18 protein-coding genes, 1 tRNA gene and 1 pseudogene are annotated in these 20,657 nt (G+C 53.9%); 12 read left to right on the forward strand and 8 right to left on the reverse strand.

The window, feature by feature from the left end:
• From J2S70_RS00185 to hisG, 3 genes are read left to right on the forward strand one after another with little or no spacing between them, the layout of a single operon-like run.
• Positions 1 to 990: an ABC transporter substrate-binding protein gene (locus J2S70_RS00185; protein ID WP_307681740.1), complete on the forward strand. Its 990-nt coding sequence runs from the start codon at positions 1 to 3 to the stop codon at positions 988 to 990.
• 24 nt (positions 991 to 1,014) lie between these two features.
• Positions 1,015 to 1,278 (forward strand): phosphoribosyl-ATP diphosphatase, encoded by a 264-nt coding sequence (locus J2S70_RS00190; RefSeq protein ID WP_307681741.1) that lies wholly within the window; start codon positions 1,015 to 1,017, stop codon positions 1,276 to 1,278.
• Positions 1,279 to 1,285: 7 nt separating this feature from the next.
• Entirely contained in the window at positions 1,286 to 2,131 is an 846-nt protein-coding gene (hisG, locus tag J2S70_RS00195; RefSeq protein ID WP_307681742.1) for an ATP phosphoribosyltransferase, read from the forward strand.
• A 27-nt stretch (positions 2,132 to 2,158) separates the two neighbouring features.
• On the opposite strand, the gene J2S70_RS00200 is transcribed toward hisG, so the two are convergent.
• Positions 2,159 to 3,241: a DUF3866 family protein gene (locus J2S70_RS00200; protein ID WP_307681743.1), complete on the reverse strand. Its 1,083-nt coding sequence runs from the start codon at positions 3,239 to 3,241 to the stop codon at positions 2,159 to 2,161.
• Between the two features lie 35 nt (positions 3,242 to 3,276).
• Between J2S70_RS00200 and J2S70_RS00205 the strand changes: the two genes are divergently transcribed.
• The 6 genes from J2S70_RS00205 (at position 3,277) to J2S70_RS00230 (ending at position 11,557) form a co-directional block, all read left to right on the forward strand.
• Positions 3,277 to 4,194: a WYL domain-containing protein gene (locus tag J2S70_RS00205; protein ID WP_307681744.1), complete on the forward strand. Its 918-nt coding sequence runs from the start codon at positions 3,277 to 3,279 to the stop codon at positions 4,192 to 4,194.
• Positions 4,187 to 5,131: a helix-turn-helix transcriptional regulator gene (locus J2S70_RS00210; protein ID WP_307681745.1), complete on the forward strand. Its 945-nt coding sequence runs from the start codon at positions 4,187 to 4,189 to the stop codon at positions 5,129 to 5,131. Before J2S70_RS00205 ends, J2S70_RS00210 begins: the two co-directional genes overlap by 8 nt.
• A 369-nt stretch (positions 5,132 to 5,500) precedes the next feature.
• On the forward strand, positions 5,501 to 6,412 hold the full coding sequence (locus tag J2S70_RS00215) for a diacylglycerol/lipid kinase family protein (protein WP_307681746.1): 912 nt from the start codon (positions 5,501 to 5,503) through the stop codon (positions 6,410 to 6,412).
• Positions 6,412 to 9,045 (forward strand): DEAD/DEAH box helicase, encoded by a 2,634-nt coding sequence (locus J2S70_RS00220; RefSeq protein ID WP_307681747.1) that lies wholly within the window; start codon positions 6,412 to 6,414, stop codon positions 9,043 to 9,045. Before J2S70_RS00215 ends, J2S70_RS00220 begins: the two co-directional genes overlap by 1 nt.
• A gap of 260 nt (positions 9,046 to 9,305) precedes the next feature.
• Entirely contained in the window at positions 9,306 to 10,820 is a 1,515-nt protein-coding gene (lnt, locus tag J2S70_RS00225; RefSeq protein WP_307681748.1) for an apolipoprotein N-acyltransferase, read from the forward strand.
• On the forward strand, positions 10,817 to 11,557 hold the full coding sequence (locus J2S70_RS00230; protein WP_307681749.1) for a polyprenol monophosphomannose synthase: 741 nt from the start codon (positions 10,817 to 10,819) through the stop codon (positions 11,555 to 11,557). Before lnt ends, J2S70_RS00230 begins: the two co-directional genes overlap by 4 nt.
• A gap of 4 nt (positions 11,558 to 11,561) precedes the next feature.
• Here the strand turns inward: J2S70_RS00230 and J2S70_RS00235 are convergent, their stop codons facing one another.
• From J2S70_RS00235 to pepN, 5 genes are all read right to left on the reverse strand, one after another.
• On the reverse strand, positions 11,562 to 11,915 hold the full coding sequence (locus tag J2S70_RS00235) for an RNA polymerase-binding protein RbpA (RefSeq protein WP_307681750.1): 354 nt from the start codon (positions 11,913 to 11,915) through the stop codon (positions 11,562 to 11,564).
• A gap of 272 nt (positions 11,916 to 12,187) precedes the next feature.
• Positions 12,188 to 12,748, reverse strand: a complete 561-nt coding sequence (locus J2S70_RS00240; RefSeq protein ID WP_307681751.1) for a MerR family transcriptional regulator — start codon at positions 12,746 to 12,748, stop codon at positions 12,188 to 12,190.
• A gap of 129 nt (positions 12,749 to 12,877) precedes the next feature.
• Positions 12,878 to 13,627: a transcriptional regulator FtsR gene (ftsR, locus tag J2S70_RS00245; protein ID WP_307681752.1), complete on the reverse strand. Its 750-nt coding sequence runs from the start codon at positions 13,625 to 13,627 to the stop codon at positions 12,878 to 12,880.
• On the reverse strand, positions 13,624 to 14,073 hold the full coding sequence (locus tag J2S70_RS00250; protein ID WP_307681753.1) for an FHA domain-containing protein: 450 nt from the start codon (positions 14,071 to 14,073) through the stop codon (positions 13,624 to 13,626). Before J2S70_RS00250 ends, ftsR begins: the two co-directional genes overlap by 4 nt.
• A gap of 90 nt (positions 14,074 to 14,163) precedes the next feature.
• A complete protein-coding gene (gene pepN / locus J2S70_RS00255) occupies positions 14,164 to 16,692 on the reverse strand; it encodes an aminopeptidase N (RefSeq protein ID WP_307681754.1) in 2,529 nt (842 codons plus the stop codon).
• Between the two features lie 182 nt (positions 16,693 to 16,874).
• Between pepN and J2S70_RS00260 the strand changes: the two genes are divergently transcribed.
• Positions 16,875 to 16,951 (forward strand) — tRNA-Pro (locus tag J2S70_RS00260).
• Positions 16,952 to 17,754: 803 nt separating this feature from the next.
• On the opposite strand, the gene J2S70_RS00265 is transcribed toward J2S70_RS00260, so the two are convergent.
• Positions 17,755 to 18,072, reverse strand: a complete 318-nt coding sequence (locus J2S70_RS00265) for a PASTA domain-containing protein (RefSeq protein WP_307681755.1) — start codon at positions 18,070 to 18,072, stop codon at positions 17,755 to 17,757.
• 42 nt (positions 18,073 to 18,114) lie between these two features.
• Positions 18,115 to 18,273: pseudogene (locus tag J2S70_RS08785) on the reverse strand (hypothetical protein); the annotation flags it as partial.
• Positions 18,274 to 18,443: 170 nt separating this feature from the next.
• Here J2S70_RS08785 and J2S70_RS00270 point away from each other — a divergent pair.
• Positions 18,444 to 19,907 carry an amino acid permease gene (locus J2S70_RS00270; RefSeq protein ID WP_307681756.1) on the forward strand — a complete coding sequence of 488 codons (1,464 nt, stop codon included), beginning with the start codon at positions 18,444 to 18,446 and terminating at the stop codon, positions 19,905 to 19,907.
• 182 nt (positions 19,908 to 20,089) lie between these two features.
• Entirely contained in the window at positions 20,090 to 20,656 is a 567-nt protein-coding gene (locus J2S70_RS00275) for an NADPH-dependent FMN reductase (protein WP_307681757.1), read from the forward strand.
• The last annotated feature ends 1 nt before the right edge of the window (position 20,657 follow it).

Below are 20,657 nucleotides of genomic sequence, written 5' to 3' on the forward strand. Positions count from 1 at the left end.
ATGAAAAAGATACTTGCCCTGCTTGCCCTTTTACTTCTGACGAGTTGCTCGTCTGGTGGCCCGAGCACGCCTCAAGAGCAAGAGACGCTCACCATTGGTCTCACCTATATTCCCGATGTCCAATTCGCTCCGGTCTACGTAGCTGAAGCTAACGGCTATTTCGCGGATGCCGGATTGGATATCACGATTAGGCACCATGGCGCCCAAGAATCTCTTTTTGGTGCAATCCAAGCCGGCGAAGAAGACATCGTATTTGCCGGCGGCGACGAAATGATGCAAGCCCGCTCAACCGGTGTCGACATCGTGAATTGGGCGACGATGTATCAAACATATCCCGTAGCGCTCATCGTCAAAGCCGACTCCGACATCAACTCCGCAGCCGATTTGGAAGGCAAATCTGTCGGTCTTCCCGGTCCGTACGGCGAAAACTACTTCGCGCTTCTTGCAATGATCGACGAATACGGCCTTGAAGACGTAGATATTAATTACATCGGGTATACACAAACCACGGCTTTAGCAACAGATTCTGTAGACGCAATTATAGGGTTTTCCAATAACGACGTCGTGGCGATGCGACACGCCGGGATCGACGTCGTCGAACTGCCATTGGTTGAAGGACGATTGCCGTTGATCGGCGTCGGACTGGGCAGCATGGCCGATCATCTAGATCCCGAAACGTTGGCGAAGGTAGTTGAGGCGCTTGAACAAGGAACTCGAAATGCCACCGCTGATCCCGAGGCCGCATTAGATATCACGCGTTCTTACGTACCTTCCCTTGCCGATCCTGAACAGCGCGAGCTTGCAGCACAGGTACTGGATGCGACTCTTGAGTTGTATTCCGGTGGCCAAAGCTTCGGACACCAAGATGTGCAGCTGTGGGCGCAGATGTCCGAATTCATGGAGGATGCTGAACTTTTAGAAACCCCCGTTGCAGCAGAAGACGCCTATACGTTGGCAGTTCTTGACTATCGGACGAATAATTCCCTCTAACCGAACTCGGATACAATGAGCCTCGTGAAAACCTTTGAGGAATTGTTTGAAGAATTGTCTGATAAAGCTCGGACCCGGCCAGAAGGATCGGGGTCTGTAAAGGAACTTGACGCTGGCGTCCACGTCATCGGGAAAAAGATCTTAGAAGAAGCGGGCGAAGTGTGGATCGCCGCCGAATACGAATCAGATGAAGAACTCGCTGAGGAAGCTTCGCAACTTTTGTACCACCTCCAACTCATGCTCATCAAGCGTGGTCTTACCCTCGAAGACGTCTATCGTTACCTTTAGGAGAAAAATGCTTCGTATCGCTGTGCCTAACAAGGGCTCCCTGTCCGAACCCGCCTCCCGTATGCTTGCTGAGGCAGGCTATCGCCAGCGCCGCGAAAGCCGTGAGCTCGTACTTGTCGACACCGAAAACAAGGTCGAATTTTTCTATATCCGCCCCCGCGATGTTGCGGTTTATGTGGGCGCAGGCACTGTTGACGTTGGAATTACCGGCCGTGATCTACTCCTTGATTCTGGCGCTCACGCAGTTGAACACCGAGGCCTTGGGTTCGCTCAAGCAACCTTCAGATTCGCAGCTCCCGACGGCAAAGGTCTGACGATTGACGATCTACGTGGCAAGCGGATCGCAACGTCCTATGATGCCCTCGTCAAGAATTACTTGACGGAACACGGTATTGAAGCCGAGGTCGTGCACTTGGACGGCGCGGTTGAAAGCTCAGTCCGGCTCGGGGTGGCCGATGCGGTAGCCGACGTCGTCGAAACTGGTTCGACTCTGCGCGCTGCCGGCATGGATGTGTTTGGCGAACCACTTTTGAAATCCGAGGCGATTTTGATTCGTCATGCTGATACGGATGTCACCCGGGATATTGCCATTTTGGATGGGCGCCTCGAAGGTGTCATCATGGCACGGAATTACGTGTTGATGGACTACGACATCCAGCGTGAACACTTGGATGGAGCAGTCAAGCTGACGCCCGGATATCAATCTCCTACAGTTTCCCCGCTGCACGATGAGAACTGGGTGGCTGTGAGGGCGATGGTCGAACGCTCGACCATGAATCGGGTCATGGATGAGCTTCACGACGTCGGTGCGCGTGGCATTATCGTCACCCCGATTATTACTTCGCGAATTTAGCGGATCGTCTGGGGCACTATTGTCACCTCAAGACAATGACTGTGCGGCAAACACGCCAGCAGCAGCTGCCGCAAGAAAGGCAAGTCGGTCTTCTTGGTAGGAGCGCCCCATCGTTTGAAGCGGAGCGGGCGGATCGCGCAATACCTCATCTAAGCCCTGTATAGGAATGGTGGTAAAACGCAGATGATCGCGTGTGGAAAGCTCGGAAAGTTGCCGGCTAATCTTGGGCGCAACCGGCGAGTCCTCGGGAAGTTCAGGAACGACGACGTCGCACGGCACTCGCACGATATCGCTCAGCACGCGGATCGTATGGTGAGAAATACCTCGGTGACGTTCACGAGGATCACCTTCCGATGCTCGTATAGCTGCGATTGGCTGGCCGTCAAGCGTATGGGCAGCATTGAGAACCTCTCCAGTAGAGGTTCCGGAAAAACCCCACCGGGTATCCGTTCCCAGATTTCCGGGGCCTTGAGTCACGATGGTCACGTCGGCGTGCCACACGAGCTTTGCAGCAAGGAGCGCCGTGTAAACATTCACTGCCTCCAGCTGGCCACCATAGGCTTGACCGGCGGTGATCGTGCCTAGAATATCGCCAGTTTCCGTGAGCTGATGAGCCGTTTTAGAAAACCAGGCCGGTAGCGCTCCGCCGTCGGTCATGACGTAGGCGATTCTGGCTTCCTTGGCTGCGTACTGAACTCCCGCAACGATTGCGGGCAGCGCAGAATGTAGATCTGCTGCAATGACTGGCATTCGCGCGATCGAATTCGCCTGCCGAAGAACGTGGTGGTGCCCCGATTCTTCCTCGTCGACTCCCTGCACCATGTATTGCATAGGTGTATAGCGCGCTTTCATGACGTGCCCGGAGGCTTCGAGCCGCTCGGTCGGTAGTCGTTCGGGTATGGCAACGATCATGGCGTATCCGCCAGTTCCGAGCCTGCGCTCAAGCGCTGCCGATGTTAGAAGTACGCGCTCTCCAACCCGCGGGCGCCCAACCTGCGGGGCATAGGCTAATGCGCGCACCGTTGAGCCGTCGTCAAGCCGCGCGTCGTATTCGATCGCTTGCCCCCAAGCCGAACGTTCTCGCTCTATCTGTGCGCTTGTCCACCTCATCACGACTACGAGCCTAGTGCATTAAGGTGGGTTCCATGACCGAAGATAGTAGGCCCGTTGATCAGCGGCGCTTCGCGCTGCTCGTCTACATTCGCAGGTCCAAACCGACCATGGACCAAATTATTGCGATGCCGGCATATCAAGGAATTAACCCCGATCATGTGCGCCGGTACGCGGAGCGCGACCTTCAAGGCTTACGCGAATCTGGCTATCACATTAACGTGGACGATAACGGCCGATACCTACTCGACGATTCGGGCAATATTCATGTTGATTGCACCGGGGTTGAGCTCGGCATTCTCCGATCGCTTCTTGGTTCGAAAGCGAAGTCGTCTGCCCTTGCCTACGCACAGCAGGGAGTGACCAAGCTCCTATCGAGTGGTATGGTAACCACTTCGGCGACTAACCTGACCGTTCACACCCCACGCGGTGAAGAAGTTGTGTCAATCGCGGCAGCAATCCAGTTAGGGCGGCGTATCCAATTTTCCTATCGAGGTACACGTGCAGCTGCCCCCGAGCTCTATACCGTCGAGCCATTCAGGTTAGAGGTACACCTGGGCGCGTTTTATCTTCGCGGTTACCAGATTCACGTGGAAGGCAGATCATCACGAGGTAACCGAATGTACAAACTTGACCGTTTGCACGGCAAAGTGAAAATCTTGGACAGCGCCCTCTCGCACGCCTTTGATGAAACCGAGGAAACTCTGCTCTCACCGGTCACTGCGCGAGTTTGGCTCAGCCGTGAACTACCGTTGATATGGCAAGCGTCAGATGTTCAACGCTGCGAGGACGGATACGTCATCGAGCTTCGTGATATCGATCGCGGCCAACTTTACTCTGACCTCATGTTCTACGGCTTGGATGCGAAGCTTATCGGCCCAAAAAACGTGTGTCGTGAATTTGAAAACCGCCTCAGGCACCTGGCGCAGCTGGGGGAGGAGCGCCGTGGCTGATCTATCGCTGACTCGAAAAATTTCAATCTTGGCCTATCTAAAAAACAACCCTGTGAGACTTCGAGATCTGGCCGAGCACTTCACAACTCAGCCATCGAAAATGCGCGATGAGTTGATGGGCTTATTTACGACGGAAATTAGCGTGGGCGGTTACTATGAGACTCCCGTCGACGTCGTTATTCCCGAAGATCTCGACGATCCGGTTACCTTGATCGACAATCAAACTGATGTCACTTCCGCTTTAACACTTGCCGAAATAATTTCCTTACTCGCTCTCATAGATGAGATGTCCAGGTCGGTGGACGCCCAGACTCGCCGCCAACTGATGGATCTTCGCCAACGGATCGCGAAGGCAACCGAAGAGGCTGGCTTTGCGCATGCTCTCTGGCCGGCTCCCACAGTGAATCTCGACAGGGGGATTGCTGACGAGCTCGCCCGAGCAATCAAGGATAGGCGACTAGTTTCGATTGTCTACTTGAAAATGGGAAGTAATCTCAGGCTGAAGTCCCACGTCGCCGTCGTCGCTCCGATATCCGTAACGACGGGCGCCAATCCGCTACTCATAGCTGCGAAAGGCACCGTGTTACGCACCTATCGACTTGACCGGTTTGTAAGCGCACAAATGCTCGAGCAGAAATATACCCGCGACCTCGAAAAAGACATTCTTAACCAGTACAAAAGTCAGGGAAATTTTGCCGGCGAAACCGTACAGATCATCCTCGAACCACGCGCTCGCTGGGTAGCCGAAACCCTACCTGTGGACAAGCTCACGGAAATTAACGGGCTATTGATTATTGAGCTCACGGTCTCTTCGCTATCGTGGCTACGTACTTTGCTAATTCGGATTGGCGACGCCGTTATCGCGGTGAAGCCGGATAGAATCCAACAAGCCGTGGCGAATGATGCGCGCGCATACCTCGAGGAACAGGAACGCTGACGTGTGGTTGTGGGTGCTGCTTTTTGGGCTAGTTGGCCTAGGAATATATCTTGGCGTTACGCTTCGCGAAATATGGAATTCGCTGAAGGGTTTAGGGGTTGAGGCCGGCAGGTTCAGCGCTGCGATACGCGAGGTGACTATCCCGGCCAGTGAACCCCACCGCTCTGTTGAGAGCGTATACGATGATCCGGCGCGCATTAAGGATGCCCGTGCCGATCGTCGCAGGATTTCAGAAGTTCGTGCCCGTGCACGGCGCAGGCGATTTAACCACGCAACCCAAAGGTGGGAATCGACCACAGATGGAAGCTTTTCGGCTATCTCACGAGCCGAGCGCGACCGAGCTCGGCAGCGCATGAAGGAGGCGTGATCATGAAGATTGGTGTTGCTCTTAATCCTGCTGCCGGTAAGGGCCGCAGTGAAAAATATCAGCAAGTGCTTCGTAACGTCCTAGCGATGTATCCGGTCAATACGAAGTGGTTACCCGTCGGCAGCCCTGACGAATCTATGCGAACCATGCGAAACCATATTCGCGATGGTCTGATCGACGCGCTCGTCGTGGTTGGCGGCGACGGCTTTATTCACACCACGGTCAACGCCGTGGGCGATTCCCATATACCCGTCGGCATTATCGCGGCCGGATCCGGCAACGATATCGCCCGTGAATTCGATTTGCCGATTCATTCAGTCCACGATTCCATGCATCAAATCGTATCCTCCCTGCTCAGCGGCAGGTACCGGCACGTTGATGTGATGGAAATCGAGTGGGCCGGCGGCGTCGAACGAGCCTTGGCGATTGTTTCGGTAGGAATTGACGCCGAGGCAAACAATCTCGCTAACCGGCACGCATGGCCCAAGGGCAATCTGCGCTACGTTCGCGGAGTGATTGGCGCGCTACGTTCCTATAAACCCTACGGTGTTCGACTCACGATGGACGGCCATAGCCACGCGGGTCCGATGATGCTTTTATCGATAGCGAACACGAGGTTTTTCGGCGGAGGATTTTGTATCTCACCGCAGGCTCTCCCCGACGACGGCCTGCTCGACGTCGTCGTCACTCCAAGTTTTCGCGCACTGGATCTCGTGGAACTGATACCGAAACTCCTACTGCTCAAACACACGAAAGATCCGAACGTCCATGTCTTGCGAACCAATGAAATCCTCGTTGAACCCGCCCCAGAATACGGAGCTGAACTACCGGTAATGATGGCTGACGGGGAGGAGATCTGCCGGGCACCTGCAACCATTCGGATTGTGCCACAAACGTTGAAATTGGTGATGTGATGGATCTCGTTGCCAAGAACTTCATCGATTCGTATTCGGCGCGGGGAATCTATCTTGATGATTTCCAGCTCGAAGCGATCGACGCGCTGGGTGGAGACAAAGATGTTCTCGTATTGGCACCAACTGGTGCCGGTAAGACGGTTGTGGCTGAATATGCGGTTGAATTGGCGCTTGCACGCCTTTCGCGCTGCATTTATACCGCCCCGATTAAGGCGCTGACAAATCAGAAGTACCGAGATCTAGCGGACCGACTCGGGGCTGATAACGTTGGCCTGCTGACGGGGGATCAGACGATTAATCGCGATGCGCCAATTCTCGTGGTCACCACAGAGGTACTGAGGAATATGCTGTTCCAACACGACCAGATGCTAGCTGACGTTGGCTACGTTGTGCTCGATGAAGTTCACTATCTCGCGGACGAATTTCGCGGGCCAGTGTGGGAAGAGGTTATTCTTCAGCTTCCTGCCCATACCCGCTTGGTGAGCCTTTCCGCCACGATTTCAAACGCTGAGGAATTTTCTGGATGGCTGCGATCAGTTCGCGGCCCCACCACGGTGGTGGCCACGTCGGTACGTCCCGTTCCGCTCAAGCAACATGTGGCAGTCTCACGAAAGCTCGTACCGCTTTTTGACGATCAGGGTGAAATCTCTCGAAGATTGTTGCGCGCGGATGAAAAACTTGCCGAACGTAAAGATCTTGGAGGGTTTAGGCGCAGGCGGGGCACCGCTGTTGCTCGCCGGAAACGAGTGCTCCAACAGCTCCAAGAGCGTGATTTACTACCCGCAATACATTTCATTTTCTCGCGGAAAGGATGTGATCGGGCAGTAGGAGATCTTCTCGACGGCGGGCTCTTCCTCACGACGAAAGAGGAAGCGAAAATCATCCGCCACCGTTTGAACGCCTTGCGCGATGACCTGACCGTGGAAGACCAGCGGGCAGTCCGGTTTAACTTCTGGGCAAAAGCCATGACTCGAGGCTTTAGCGCGCACCATGCCGGAATGTTTCCCGCTCTTAAAGAACTCGCTGAAGACTTGATGGAAGATGGGCTACTCAAGCTCGTCTATGCCACGGGCACTCTCGCACTCGGAATCGACATGCCGGTGCGTACTGTGATTCTAGAAGATCTTAAAAAGTGGAATGGAGCGGATTTCGTTGAGCTGACCGCTACCGAATACACCCAACTGATTGGGAGGGCTGGCCGGCGTGGGAAAGACACGGTTGGCCACGCCGTCGTACTACACACCGACGATCTTGATGTCAATCGCCTTGCCGATTTAGGATCGGGCCGAGTAGAGCCGCTTGAATCGGCGTTCTTTCCCTCCTACAACACGGTAGTTAACCTGCTCGCAATCCACACGTATGAAGATGCCCGCGCAATCATGGGTACTTCCTTTGCCCAGTATCAAAGAAATGCTGACCTGGGCGAAGTTAGCGGGCGTATCACACGAATTCAAAGCCGGATGGGCGCTATGGAGAGCGAACTTCGAAACGAATGCCTTCTCGGCGATCTTGTCGAGTACCTGCACATTCGCAGGGGAGCGGATCGGGCCACTAAAAGTGAACGCCGTAGAGCCAAGGCTGAATACCGTCAACGAATACAAGACTCGTGGGAAAGCGCTCAGACTGGACATTTATACGCTTATGCGCGCGAAGGCGAACTCGAGTATGGCGTGGCTCTTTCAGTTGGTCGTAAGCTACGCCTTGTGGACGTCTACGGGGATATGATCTGGTTAACCGAAGACGAACTTTCCTCCGAATTGCGTGATCTTGGGGCAATACAATTGCCGTTTGGGCTTTCACCAAAGAAGGCTGAGGTACGGGAACAGATCGCGCAATCCATCTACGCCGAAATATCCGAACGCGAAGAACTCGGCCAAGATCGTGACCTTACGGGATCGTGGGATAGATTCGCGCTGAGGTCAAATCCCGAGCTGGAAGCACATCCCGTACACCATTGCCCGGAACTGGCCGAGCACATTGACAGCGCGGCTCAATACATTGCTCTCCAGGCGAGCCGGCATGAGCTAGAAGACCTTGCCGAGAGTTTCGATGACTCGGTGGCAAAGGAGTTTGATGCCACCGCCGCGGTACTATCCAGACTCGGCTATTTGCAGCCTGGGCCTAGTGGACGCACACATTCCGGCGAAGTGAAACTGGCGGCCGGCGCGCACATACTACGGCGAATACACAACGAAGCAGACCTTCTCATTGTTCAATCACTGACTGAAAGGCAGCTCAATGAGCTAACACCTGCCGAGTTTGCAGGGATCTGCTCGGCGTTCCTGTGTGATCGCCGGCTAGGCACAAACTTACCCTCCCAACCGAAATTAAGAGCCGCATGGTCTGCTATCAACCGAAACCTTGACTTCCTATTACGAATCGAAGCCGATCATGGAATCGTTCGGACAGCACAACCCTACCCGGGAGGAATAGACGCTTTCACGCAGTGGGCAGCGGGAGCGAATCTGGAGATCGTGCTGGCCGACGGTGAGCTCGTCGTAGGGGATTTCATATCGGCTAATCGCAGGCTCATCGACTTGCTCGGGCAGATGATTGATACGGCGGCCGCGGAGAATTTGGTTGAGACCGCATTTCAGGCCCGCGAGTTCGTGCGTCGATGGGAATGGTTATAAATCTACCAACACGCCGAGCTCTCCAACACGCCGAGATAGCTGTAATCAGTTTGACGCTAGCGCGCGGCAAACGCAGTGCTAAACGCTGAGAAGTTAATCTGCAAGTTGCAGGCTGATGCCGGGTTTCTTATTCTTGATAGACGCACGATACAAAGTGTGAACGCGGGTTACGCGTAGTTCGATAGAAAACGATCCGACGGATCGGTCCGAGGAGCTTGGCGGCCCGCGTTACTTTTTTACTCAAGGCGTATGATCGAATAGTGTTTCGTTTCATTGCGGCTGTTGCCGGCGGGCTCGCCATGTGGGCGGCAAACCCGCCCATCGGATGGTGGATTCTCGCATTTGCCGCTATCGCACTTTTGTGGATCGCTGTTCGCGACGGGGGAGTCTTCGCAGGCTTTCTTCACGGGTGGGTGTGGGGCGCTACATTTTTCCTGCCTCTTTTCTATTGGGCCACAGTTGCCTCAGGTACGCTTCTCGCGCACGTTGCCCTTGCCGCTGTGGAGGCGCTATATATCGGCGTGCTGGGAGCTATTTGGGCTGTTGTGTCGAGGATTGGCCACCTGAAAAACGTACCTCTGGGTGGACGAGTGGTTGTGCAGATCTTCCTTGGAGTGTTTACTTGGCTTGCCATGGAACAGCTCAGGTCCTCGTGGCCATTTGGTGGCATGCCGTGGGGAACACTGGGCTTTTCTCTCGTAGATTCTCCTCTGATCAGACTGGCACCGTACGGTTCTACCGCTTTGGTTGGTGGCGTTGCCGTCGTCGCCGCCCTACTGGCTGCGATGGCGCCCCGCATGAGATTCCTCGGCGCGATGGCCAGTGTAATCGTTATTCTCTGCCTGGTATTTTTACCCGTATTCGTGCCAATCGGTGCCAGCCCGAGTGCCACTGTGAACATTGGTGTCGTGCAAGGTAATATTCCTGCCCACGATGCGGAAAATCGCGCGCTACAGGTAACTAAGAATCACGTGGAGGCAACCCGCACGATGCTTGCGGCGTCACATGTAACGCCTGATCTGATCTTGTGGCCCGAATCGTCTTCAGATCGCGATGTTCGCGAGGACCCACAGGCGGGGGAGATGGTTTTTGATCTTGTTCAAGAAACTCGCATCCCTTTGGTGATGGGCACGCAAAAATATGTGGAGGCTGGCCGGTATAACGATGTGTTGGTGATCCAACCCCATGCCGGCGTGGTTGACAGGTATTCGAAGCAGCACCCGGTACCATTTGGAGAGTACGTACCCTATCGGGATTTCTTTAGGCAGTTCTCAGCTGAAATAGACCGAATAGGTGTGGATATGCTCGCAGGGGATGGCCCAGCGAACGTTTCGGTGACCATCGGTGAAGAAACATTAAATCTCGCAGTTCCAATCTGCTTCGAAGTTGCCTATACCAGCATCGTCGCTGAGTCAGTGAAGGTGGGTGCTCAGTTCGTCGTCGTTCCAACAAACAATGCGAGTTTTGGGGATACCGCGCTCAGTGAACAGCAGTTTGCTATGTCTCGCTTTCGAGCAATTGAGCACGGGCGGACTGTCATTCAAGTTTCATCCTCTGGCATCTCGGGCGTCGTCAACTCCCACGGTAAAGTCTTGTACGAAACCGAACTGTTCACACAAGACGCTCGCGTTGTGAAAGTCGGCTTGCACGATTCATTGACGATTGCGAGTCGAAGTGCGGGTGGGCGCGAGTTTTCTATCTACATTCTCGGTGCTGTAAGCGCTATGGTTGCAGGAGTAACTGCTTTTTTAACTCGCGATCGTGGAGGATCATGAAAGCTCTCATTTGCATTCCGACCTTTAATGAACGTGAGGCACTGCCAGGGATTTTAGATCGGACTCGTCAGGCCGCTCCCGACGCAAACATCTTGGTCATTGATGATAATTCGCCAGATGGTACGGGCGCGTACGCCGATGAGCGCGCACAAGCAGATTCCCACATTCACGTGCTGCACCGAAAGACGAAGGACGGGCTTGGGCGGGCCTATTTAGCAGGATTTAAATGGGCGATAGATGAAAAATACACTCATGTGTGCGAAATGGACGCCGACGGATCTCACCGGCCAGAACACCTACCTGAATTGCTTGAACGCGCGGATGAACCGGACAAACCCGATCTGGTTATTGGATCGAGGTGGGTTGATGGTGGGGAAGTGGTGAACTGGCCGATGCATCGCGAACTCCTTTCGCGCGCCGGTAATCTTTACATCAAACTGTGGCTGGACCTACCTGCGAAAGACGCGACTGCCGGCTTTAGAGTATTTCGCACGGACGCGCTCAAAAGACTTGATTTTTCAACTGTTGAGTCAAAGGGATACTTTTTCCAGGTGGATATGACGCTCAAGTTTCGAGATATGGGGGCCAAGATCGTTGAGGTGCCAATTTCATTCGTCGAGCGCGAATTAGGTGACTCAAAGATGTCTGGAAATATCATTCAAGAGGCGTTCTTTCGCGCAACTAAGCTTGGAGTTCAAAGGCGGGCAGGACAGGCCCGCACATTCTTCCACAGGTAAGATTTTACCGACGACGTTGGTGCAACTTTCCAGCACGCAACAGTTCGAGTCGTTCATCTAGAAGCACTTGAAGCTCATCTGTGGTTCGACGTTCGAGCAGCATATCCCAGTGGGTACGTTGCGGCTTTACGGGTTTGGAATCATCGACGCCGCCACCGCGGACGAGTTCGGCTTCATTTCCACATTTACATTCCCAAAACTGCGGAGCTTCGGCATCCTGGGCAAAAGTAACGTTGAAGGTGTGGCCTTCGATGGCGCACTCATAAGTTTCTTCACGGCGCGCCACAAAGGCTACACCAACATCAGATTCCAGCGAATAAGCACCGATTTTCATTCCGCGTAACGAACGTTCTGCCACCACATTCTCCTTAAGTAAAGTTATTGCTATTTTATCGAAGGCGGAATTGACCGGCTCCGCAAAGCATCATTTTGCCCGGGATAAAGCGGAAAGGTGCTGAGCACGGATGGTTCCGAGCCCGGCCCATCGATCCGATAATATATATTATGTCAAATTAGCGTGGACCTAAGAAGCGATGAATCGGAAATCCGATTCCACCAGCTCGGCACTTCCCCGCGGTTAGTTCCACATCTGATCGACAGGGAACTTCAGTGAGTCTGCGGGGCTTCGAGTTACATGGCATCGCGTTTGGCGGCTCTGCGAGCGGCAAGCTCATCGACGACGCCGTCTTCCACGCGCTCCGTTGGTAGTTCGGCAAGCTCTCCTTCGACTTCACGCCACACCTTGCCAACGGCAATTCCAAACACGCCCTGGCCTCCTTGAATTAAATCGATCACTTCATCGTTAGAGGTGCACAGGTAAACGGAGGCTCCATCGCTCATGAGCGTGATTGATGCGAGGTCCTCCACTCCGTATTCTTGGAGCTGAGCGATCGCAATTCGGATTTGTGGAAGCGAAACACCTGTATCTAAAAGTCTTTTGACGACTTTGATCACGAGGATGTCACGGAAAGAGTAAAGACGCTGTGATCCCGAGCCCTTTGCAGAGCGAATTGAAGGCTCTATAAGCCCGGTACGATCCCAGTAGTCGAGCTGACGATAGGTAATTCCAACGGCGCGGCAAACTGCGGGGCCGCGGTAGCCCGTCTCGGTGTCCAGATCAGGGATCTGACCGCCGAAAAGCACCCCTTGTGCGAGCTGCGGTTGTGCGCCCTGTGCGAATGCGTCACTCACGTCAGCCTCCTTCGAATTGGTTTACCGCCTAGCCTAAACCTCAATGATGTGATTCTCAATGAGGTTGCTTCAAGCGAGTTCGGCGTGTCTTTAACCTGTGTCTAAAGTACTGCTTTAAGTTTTTTGTTCCTAACGCAGCTGTACGTCGATCTGCTCCGTCAGCAATGCACGGTACAAATTCGTCAGCATCGTTGCCAGCTCCGCAGATTCGTTGACCACACGTTCTTTGGCGACGGGCGTGTTCTTTGCTCGTTCCGTAGCTAAACGCGCCACAACATTCGCAGCATGGGAGTGGGCCGAATTTCGTACCTGCCGCAAACTGCGCAGATCCATCCCAGATTCTGCAAGCATCTGAGAGAACCGAACAATATCTACAGCCTGAGCAGTCAGCCTCCCCCGAGCGTCCGGAATGATCATTCCCGTCTGAATCAACTGTTCAATTTCTCGATTGGATGCACCGGTCAATGCGGCCAGTTCTTCCTTGCTAATTCTTGTCCCAGGGCTCGGCCGCACCTCTGTTCCCGCAGGAAGAGCGCGTATTCTGCCAGGATGTTCTGCCTGCGCCTGTCCGCTGTCTAGCTGACTCAGCATCTCCTTAATCTGAGGCAAAGGAACATACCTGTCACGCTGCTCAACAAGAATGAAGCGAAGCCGTTCAACATCGGCCAATGAAAATAGCCGCTGATTCGATGTGGTTCGGTGCGGTTCGATCAAACCCTGCGACTCGAAATATCTGATTTTTGAGGTTGCTAGAAACGGAAACTCGTGCCGTAGCAAAGAGGCGACCTCACCAATCTTCAGCGTTGGCTCATGAGAAACCTCATGAGGCCAAGTGCTCGGATATCCGACGTCCCACGCAATTTTGGGCCTGGGGCTCATTGAGCCGCCTGCGGCGAAGAGTAGAAGGTCAGCTGGAACTTGCCAATGCGAACCTCATCCCCATCGGCTAATTTCGCCTCTTCAACCTGCTGCATGTTGACGTAGGTCCCGTTTAGCGAGCCGGTGTCTTGAACGAAAAAGTCTTTGCCAGAGCGGATAAAGAAAGCGTGTTTACGAGATACCGTCACATCATCAAGAAAAATATCAGACTTCGGGTGACGCCCTACGGTGGTCGAATCGCCATTCAGCAAAAAACGCGCACCGGCATTTGCGCCACTACGGGCGATTAAAAGCGCGGATGTTGCAGGAAGCGCATTAATGGTGGCGATATCCTCAGCGTCCAAGCCCTTCGGCGTTGGCTGAGTTTCCGGTTGCGTCGAAGTGATCGCCGAAAACCGCGATGTCGACGTCGGATCACCCTCCGGCTGAACTTCAAAGTCTGCCATTACTCCCCCTATGCGCGTGCTGTGCACATAACTTTAGCCCACCGAGGCATCACTGTCACCGGGAGATATCCTATTGTGAGACACTCACTTTTATTGCGCGGCTGCCTGAGCACGCAACGCTCGCAGATGCTCATCTTGACAATCGCGAACGATCTTGCGAAGCGCGGCCGGAGCACTGTTGTGCTCGGTTAGCCACGCCTCTGCTTCACGAAAATCTGCGTTTTCCTCAGGGGTTTCAGTGGATCTAAAATCCGACATTGGGTACAGGCCATAAATGATCCGTTCAGCGATCTCTTGTGAATTCAGACGCCAGATAGCTTCCAACTGTTCGAAATAATCGGGAAAAGCTTCGCGAGTTGACTCAACTCGCAGCGGCTGCGTCAGCCCCGCGATGAGTGCCGACACATGATCGTTGGACAATCCCCCGCCCTTGAGTTTTTCGAGCGCCTCGTTTGTCGAACCTGGCAGGCTCGCCCATGCTTGTAGATGGGCTACGACGTCGGAGGCCGTTCCACTTTTCGCTAACTCCTCATCGAGTTCGGCCTGTCCGATCGAACCAATCCCGGCGCGAGCCGTGAGCAGCATCCAGCGCAGATCTTGATCTTGCGTCGATGCCAAGGTGCTGGCAAGCACATCGTCCTTGTGCGGCAACGAGGCGCCCGCTCGAGCCAGTGCACGGCTCCAAATCAAGTGGACGTCGGATTCGCTATCTGAGCGCGCTTGAGTTGCAGCTTCGAAGAAAGCGGTGAGCTCGGCGTCGCGCTCATCCACTGGCACATATCGTTGCAGGCCAAACATTGCGTTGTTGACGCGAGTAGCCAGAACGTGTGGAGCCACGTGGTCCCCTGATCGTAACGCTTTATCAGCGAATGCCGCGGCTGGAAGTTTCGCGTCGCGAACCATCTCCCACAGGGCCGATGTCACAATGGACTGCCCAAAAGAGTCATCGAGTTCAAAGGCGAGCGCAGCGTCGGCACTACGTTCGTCAAAGTCGATCTTGATATATGACAATGACTCATCGTTCGGAAGGACAAGGTCCACTCCTTCCCCACCAATTTCCTCCCAAGGTACGTATATCGAATCCCGGAGTTCGACGTCGGTCTGCCCCGCTTTTGCCAAGGTCTTCCCGTCACTGCTCCAACCCGAGACGCGTAGCAAATGTGGCCGCGTGATTGCCTTGCCAGTCTGTGGATCGGTCCCCACCTGAGTAAGCTTCACGCCGCCCGGCTGCCGTTCAACGACGACGGTGGAAACGCCGGCGCTCGCCAGCCATTGGTCTGCCCACTCCCCCAAGTCTTTGCCTGACGTCGCTTCAAGAGCAGCCAATAGGTCAGTAAGGGTCGTGTTTCCAAAAGCATTCTTCTTGAACAACTGGGCTGCCCCGGAAAAGAACGCGTCTTCTCCGACGTAGGCAACGAGTTGCCGCAGCACCGCAGCGCCCTTGGCATAGGTGATTCCGTCGAATGCCTGCTCCGCCGCTTCAAGATCGGGAATGTGAGCGATGATTGGATGCGTGGTCGGGTATTGATCGTTGCGAAGCGCCCAGGCGACCCGAGCGCCCGCAAAATTCTCCCACGCCTCTGTGTATTTCGTCGTGGCTGCCATGGTCCACGCACCGAGAAACTCGGCGAAGGACTCCTTAAGCCACAGGTCATCCCACCACACGGGCGTGACGAGGTCGCCAAACCACATGTGGCTCATTTCATGAAGAATCGTGTTCGCACGATTCGCGCGTTGGGCTCGGGTCGACTTGCCGCGGTAAATATAGGCGTCCTCGGAGAAGGTGACGCACCCCGGATTCTCCATTGCGCCGAGATTATATTCCGGTACGAATACCGAATCATACTTTCCCCACACGTACGGGTAGTCGAAAACTTTCGGCAGAAGTTGCAAGCCCTGTTTCGTAACCGTCGATATATCGTCCAGATCGAAATGCGCCTTGAGAGATTCTCGGCAGTAGAATCCGAGATCTATGGTCTGGCCGTCTATCTCCACGGCGTCGTGGAAAGCGCAATACGGGCCCGCAACAAAGGCAACCAGATACGTGGACATGGGTTTAGTTGTGGCGAATGTGCGGCGAGCCAACGCAATTTCATCGGATTTACTGCCCACTGCTTCGCAGGCAATTTGGCGCCCATTCGAGAGCGTCGTCCACCGCGCCGGTCCGGTGATCGAAATCGAAAAAGTAGCTTTCAAGTCCGGTTGTTCAAAGTTGGGAAACACGCGCCTCGCATCGGCTGGTTCAAACTGGCTGTAAAGATAAGTCTCACTATCTACGGGATCACGGAATCTGTGTAGCCCCTCCCCAGTCGTTGAATACCGACCGCGCGCTCGCACCTCGATTGTGTGCGCACCTTCCGGCATCGCAAGGTGTATGCGCGCACCATCGAAGGAAAATGGCACCTCGGCGTCGTCGATTCGGACCTCAGCCACCTCATGTCCGATGAAATCGATAAAAGTTCTGGCCGATTTTCGCGCGGTCAGAGTAATCGCGCTAATGACGTCGAAAAACTCAGTTTCTAAGGTAGCTTCGCTGATATCGAGCTCGATCGAATAAGACTCGATCGTGAGGAGTTCAGTGCGGGCACGGGCTTCGGAACGTTTCAGGTTTTCAGTCACGGTGCAATTGTCGCGCCGAAGAAACCGAGTTTCAAATTCCACGGTGCTTATTTGCTGTGATACCTCTTCACGGCTTAGCTCGCGGATACCCCATCGCATCAGTGAGAAGACTCGTTGGTGATATGGCTCGCTGTTAACCATTTGGTAAAACAAGTGACTTTTCGGCTAGTATCTATGAGTCACGGGCTATGGCGCAGTTTGGTAGCGCACTTGACTGGGGGTCAAGGGGTCGTGGGTTCAAATCCCGCTAGCCCGACCATTAAATGCGGCCGGTATCTCAACCAAAACGGGATACCGGCCGCGCTCTCAAAGATAGCAACACCCCAAGATCACGCATGGGGGTTATAGACAAAATGCGGGTTAATGGCGGCGCCACATGGGTTCCGAAATAGTGGGCTACTTGAGGGGGGGGTGCGCATTTCTACTCGAAAAAAGCCGTTTTTCGGCGCGAGCCTCTATCTGAACGCTCAAAGTCAGCAGTTTTGTACACCCCCTGAGGTAGGCCCCTGTCCTGTGGACAATGTCCCTTATTTCTACATGCCAGGAAAAAGGGAGGTGTGAAAATAGTTCGGCTTGGACAAGAAGTCGGGTGCGGAAAAATAGTTCGGCTAAGAGAAATAGCCGAACTCGGGAAAATAGGATGAACGTAGGCGTGCCAAGTCACGTATGGCTCAACTGCAAGCCCTCATGTATTGATGACTCCGGCTTATCAGAGCTCTAGCGACCAAACCCGATCATTAGACCCACATTTCGTCGATTTCTCCTAATCGAGAGGTCACATGCATTCGAGTTCTAATATGCGTATAGTGTCTCCACTTGAGGAGACCTAGGCGATCCCCCGACATTACATTCCACATTGATCTTATTGTCGTCGATTGAGGTTTCTATCTTTACGAAGAAAGTGTCATCGTCTTGGAGATCACTTGTGAGAACGCCGATCCAAGTATGAACTTTCACCTTCGAGTTAGGAAACTCATTTTTCAAAATCGTTTCCCAAGCATTACCGCAAGCACTAACGGCATCACCTTCATCCAGTCCAAGCGAATTTACGTTGTCTCTAGTTTATGTCACCGGTGCTTCACCTTCACGCATATAGAGCGTGACATCATTTTGATCAATATCAATCATCACACCAGGTTCAGGATGTTGACGCTCAACTGTCCAACCAGTAAAAACGCTCGGCGACTCACCAGTTTCGACATCGACGTAGTTGATCCACCCCGTAAATCCATCGTCAACGAGCTTCCCCACAGCATCGGTTCCCAGTTGGCCGATAAAGTCCGGCATCTCATAATTACCAGGAATGACATCGGGGCCTGATTCCTCGTCATCATTATCGTTTTGGGAAGAGCCTGCACCCTGTTCTTTCCGGGATTCCATGTCATCGTCGGAGTCTGCAGTATCGTGATGCAAATATAAAAAGATCTTAGTGTTTGGAGCAACAGAGCCACCAGCTTCTGGAACTTGCGATGTGACGGTCCAATTCGAAGCTTTCCAGACTGATTTTTCACCACTCTCATCCTTCAACGAGATGTCAGAAAATCCGGAACTTTCCAGTTGATCCTTTGCTAGATCAGCACGGAGACCTACAACACCGGACTACCGCACTTCCTAAATACCACAACCCACCCAATCTTTGGCGTAGATCACTACCGAAACGTCCTCGTTCGCCTGCCCATGCTTCATAACATCCACGTTTTCGCGCGGGCAAGGGGGTACGATGGCCAAGTTGCACGAGGAAAGTTGTACATATGTCTGAAAATCAATTGGCTACTTCAGCTAACAGCGCCAAGCTAAAGCGGGGCCTGCACGCGCGCCACCTGAACATGATTGCCATCGGTGGCGCGATTGGCACGGGTCTCTTTGTTGCCTCCGGCGCGACGATCAATCAGGCGGGTCCAGGCGGTGCTCTGGTCGCCTATTCGCTGATCGGTCTCATGGTTTTCTTCCTCATGCAGTCCCTCGGCGAAATGGCTACGTTTCTCCCGGTTTCTGGATCATTTGAAGAGTACGGCACGCGTTTCGTTTCACCTTCATTTGGCTTCGCCACCGGCTGGAACTACTGGTACAACTGGGCAATCACCGTGGCAGCTGAGCTTGTTGCCGCCGCGATCGTCATGCAGTATTGGCTACCAGACGTGCCAAGCTGGGTATGGTCACTTAGTTTCCTTGCGCTTCTGTTTACATTCAATGCCATTTCGGTGCGTGGTTTTGGTGAAAGCGAGTTCTGGTTCGCATCGATCAAGGTCATCACGGTTCTCGTTTTCCTTGTTCTCGGGCTCGCAATGATCCTCGGAATCATGGGCGGGGATTCGGTTGGCTTCCACAATTGGACGACGGGCGAGGCGCCTTTCGTCAACGGTGGCCTAGGCATCCTCTCCGTGTTTATGATCGCCGGCTTTTCTTTCCAAGGCACCGAAATGCTCGGTATTGCCGCCGGCGAAACGGAAGATCCGGAAAAGAATATTCCGAAGGCTACACGTTCGGTCTTTTGGCGTATTCTCCTGTTCTACATCGGCGCGATCACCGTCATTGGTTTTCTGATTCCGTACACGGATCCCTCTCTTTTGAACCCTAACGGCGATATCGCCCTCTCCCCCTTCACGCTCGTCTTCGAACGCGCAGGCATCGCTGCCGCTGCCTCGGTGATGAACGCGGTCATTCTCACCGCAGTCCTTTCCGCCGGCAATTCGGGCCTCTACGTGTCCACAAGAATGCTTTATGCGCTCGCGGAAGGAAAGAAGGCGCCACAGATTTTTGCGCGCGTTAATAAGTGGGGCGTTCCCATGGCCGCCCTGTTGGCGACGACGGCGGTCGGCGCCGTCGGATTCTTCCTTTCACTTCTCGGTTCAGGCCAGGCCTACACATGGCTGGTCAACGCATCCGGCCTTGCCGGTTTCATTACGTGGGTCTGTATCGCATGGTGCCATGTGAAGTTCCGCCGCGCATACGTTGCTCAGGGTGGGGATGCGAAGGATCTGCCGTTTCGAGCACCGCTTTTCCCATTCGGGCCGTTACTGGCTATGCTCATGTGCCTCGTCGTCATCGCAGGGCAAAATTACGAAGCATTCCTCGGTGATGGCACCTTTACGTCCCTGCTTTCCAGCTATATAGGGCTCCCAATGTTCCTCGCTCTATGGGCTGGGCACAAGCTCATCACCAAATCGAAGCCAATTCAGCCAGATGAAGCAGACCTTAGCCGCGCCCATCATTGACAAAGAGCACGCCGGAGATATCCATATCGGATCGTGTGTGGTCCACGACGTTATTTTCGCATGCCGGCGCAGCTAAAAGAAGCAAACCATGGGCCTTTCTCTGCACATTTGATAAGTTAGACACGTCGAACTTATTTATTCGTGCTAGCGAAGAATCGTCACTATCTATGTGAAAGGAAACCATGACGAAGAAAGTAACCGTGCTCGTTGGAAGCCTACGCCGGGCATCCTACGCTCGAAAAATTGCAAACATCGCTCTGGGAATGTTCCCCGAGGGCTACGAGGCAAAAATCTACGAGATTCGCGATCTGCCACTATACGACTTTGATTACGATGACCCAGCCGTAGAAGACAAACCTACGCCTCGCGAATACCGTGACTTCCGAGAGACGATCAAATCCTCAGACGGCGTTCTGTTCGTAACACCGGAGAACAATCGCTCGGTCCCAGCATGTCTGAAAAATGCTGTCGATATTGGTTCCAAGCCAAACGAGGACGTCGCCTGGAAGAATCTCCCCGCCGGAATCATCAGCCACTCAGTGGGTAAGATGGGCGGATATTCGAGCCAGAAGAACCTGAAACTCGCGCTTTCCTATTTTGACATGCCAATTCCCGGCCAGCCCGAGGTTTTCCTCGGCCAATCCCCCACGCTTCTCAACGACGACGGCACCGAATTTGCGAGCGAATCTACGCGTGATTTCGTGCAAGATTACATTAATCGCTTCGTCGCGCTGATAGCCGATAAGTAGG

The organism is Trueperella bonasi (assembly GCF_030811535.1).
Lineage (GTDB): Bacteria > Actinomycetota > Actinomycetes > Actinomycetales > Actinomycetaceae > Trueperella > Trueperella bonasi.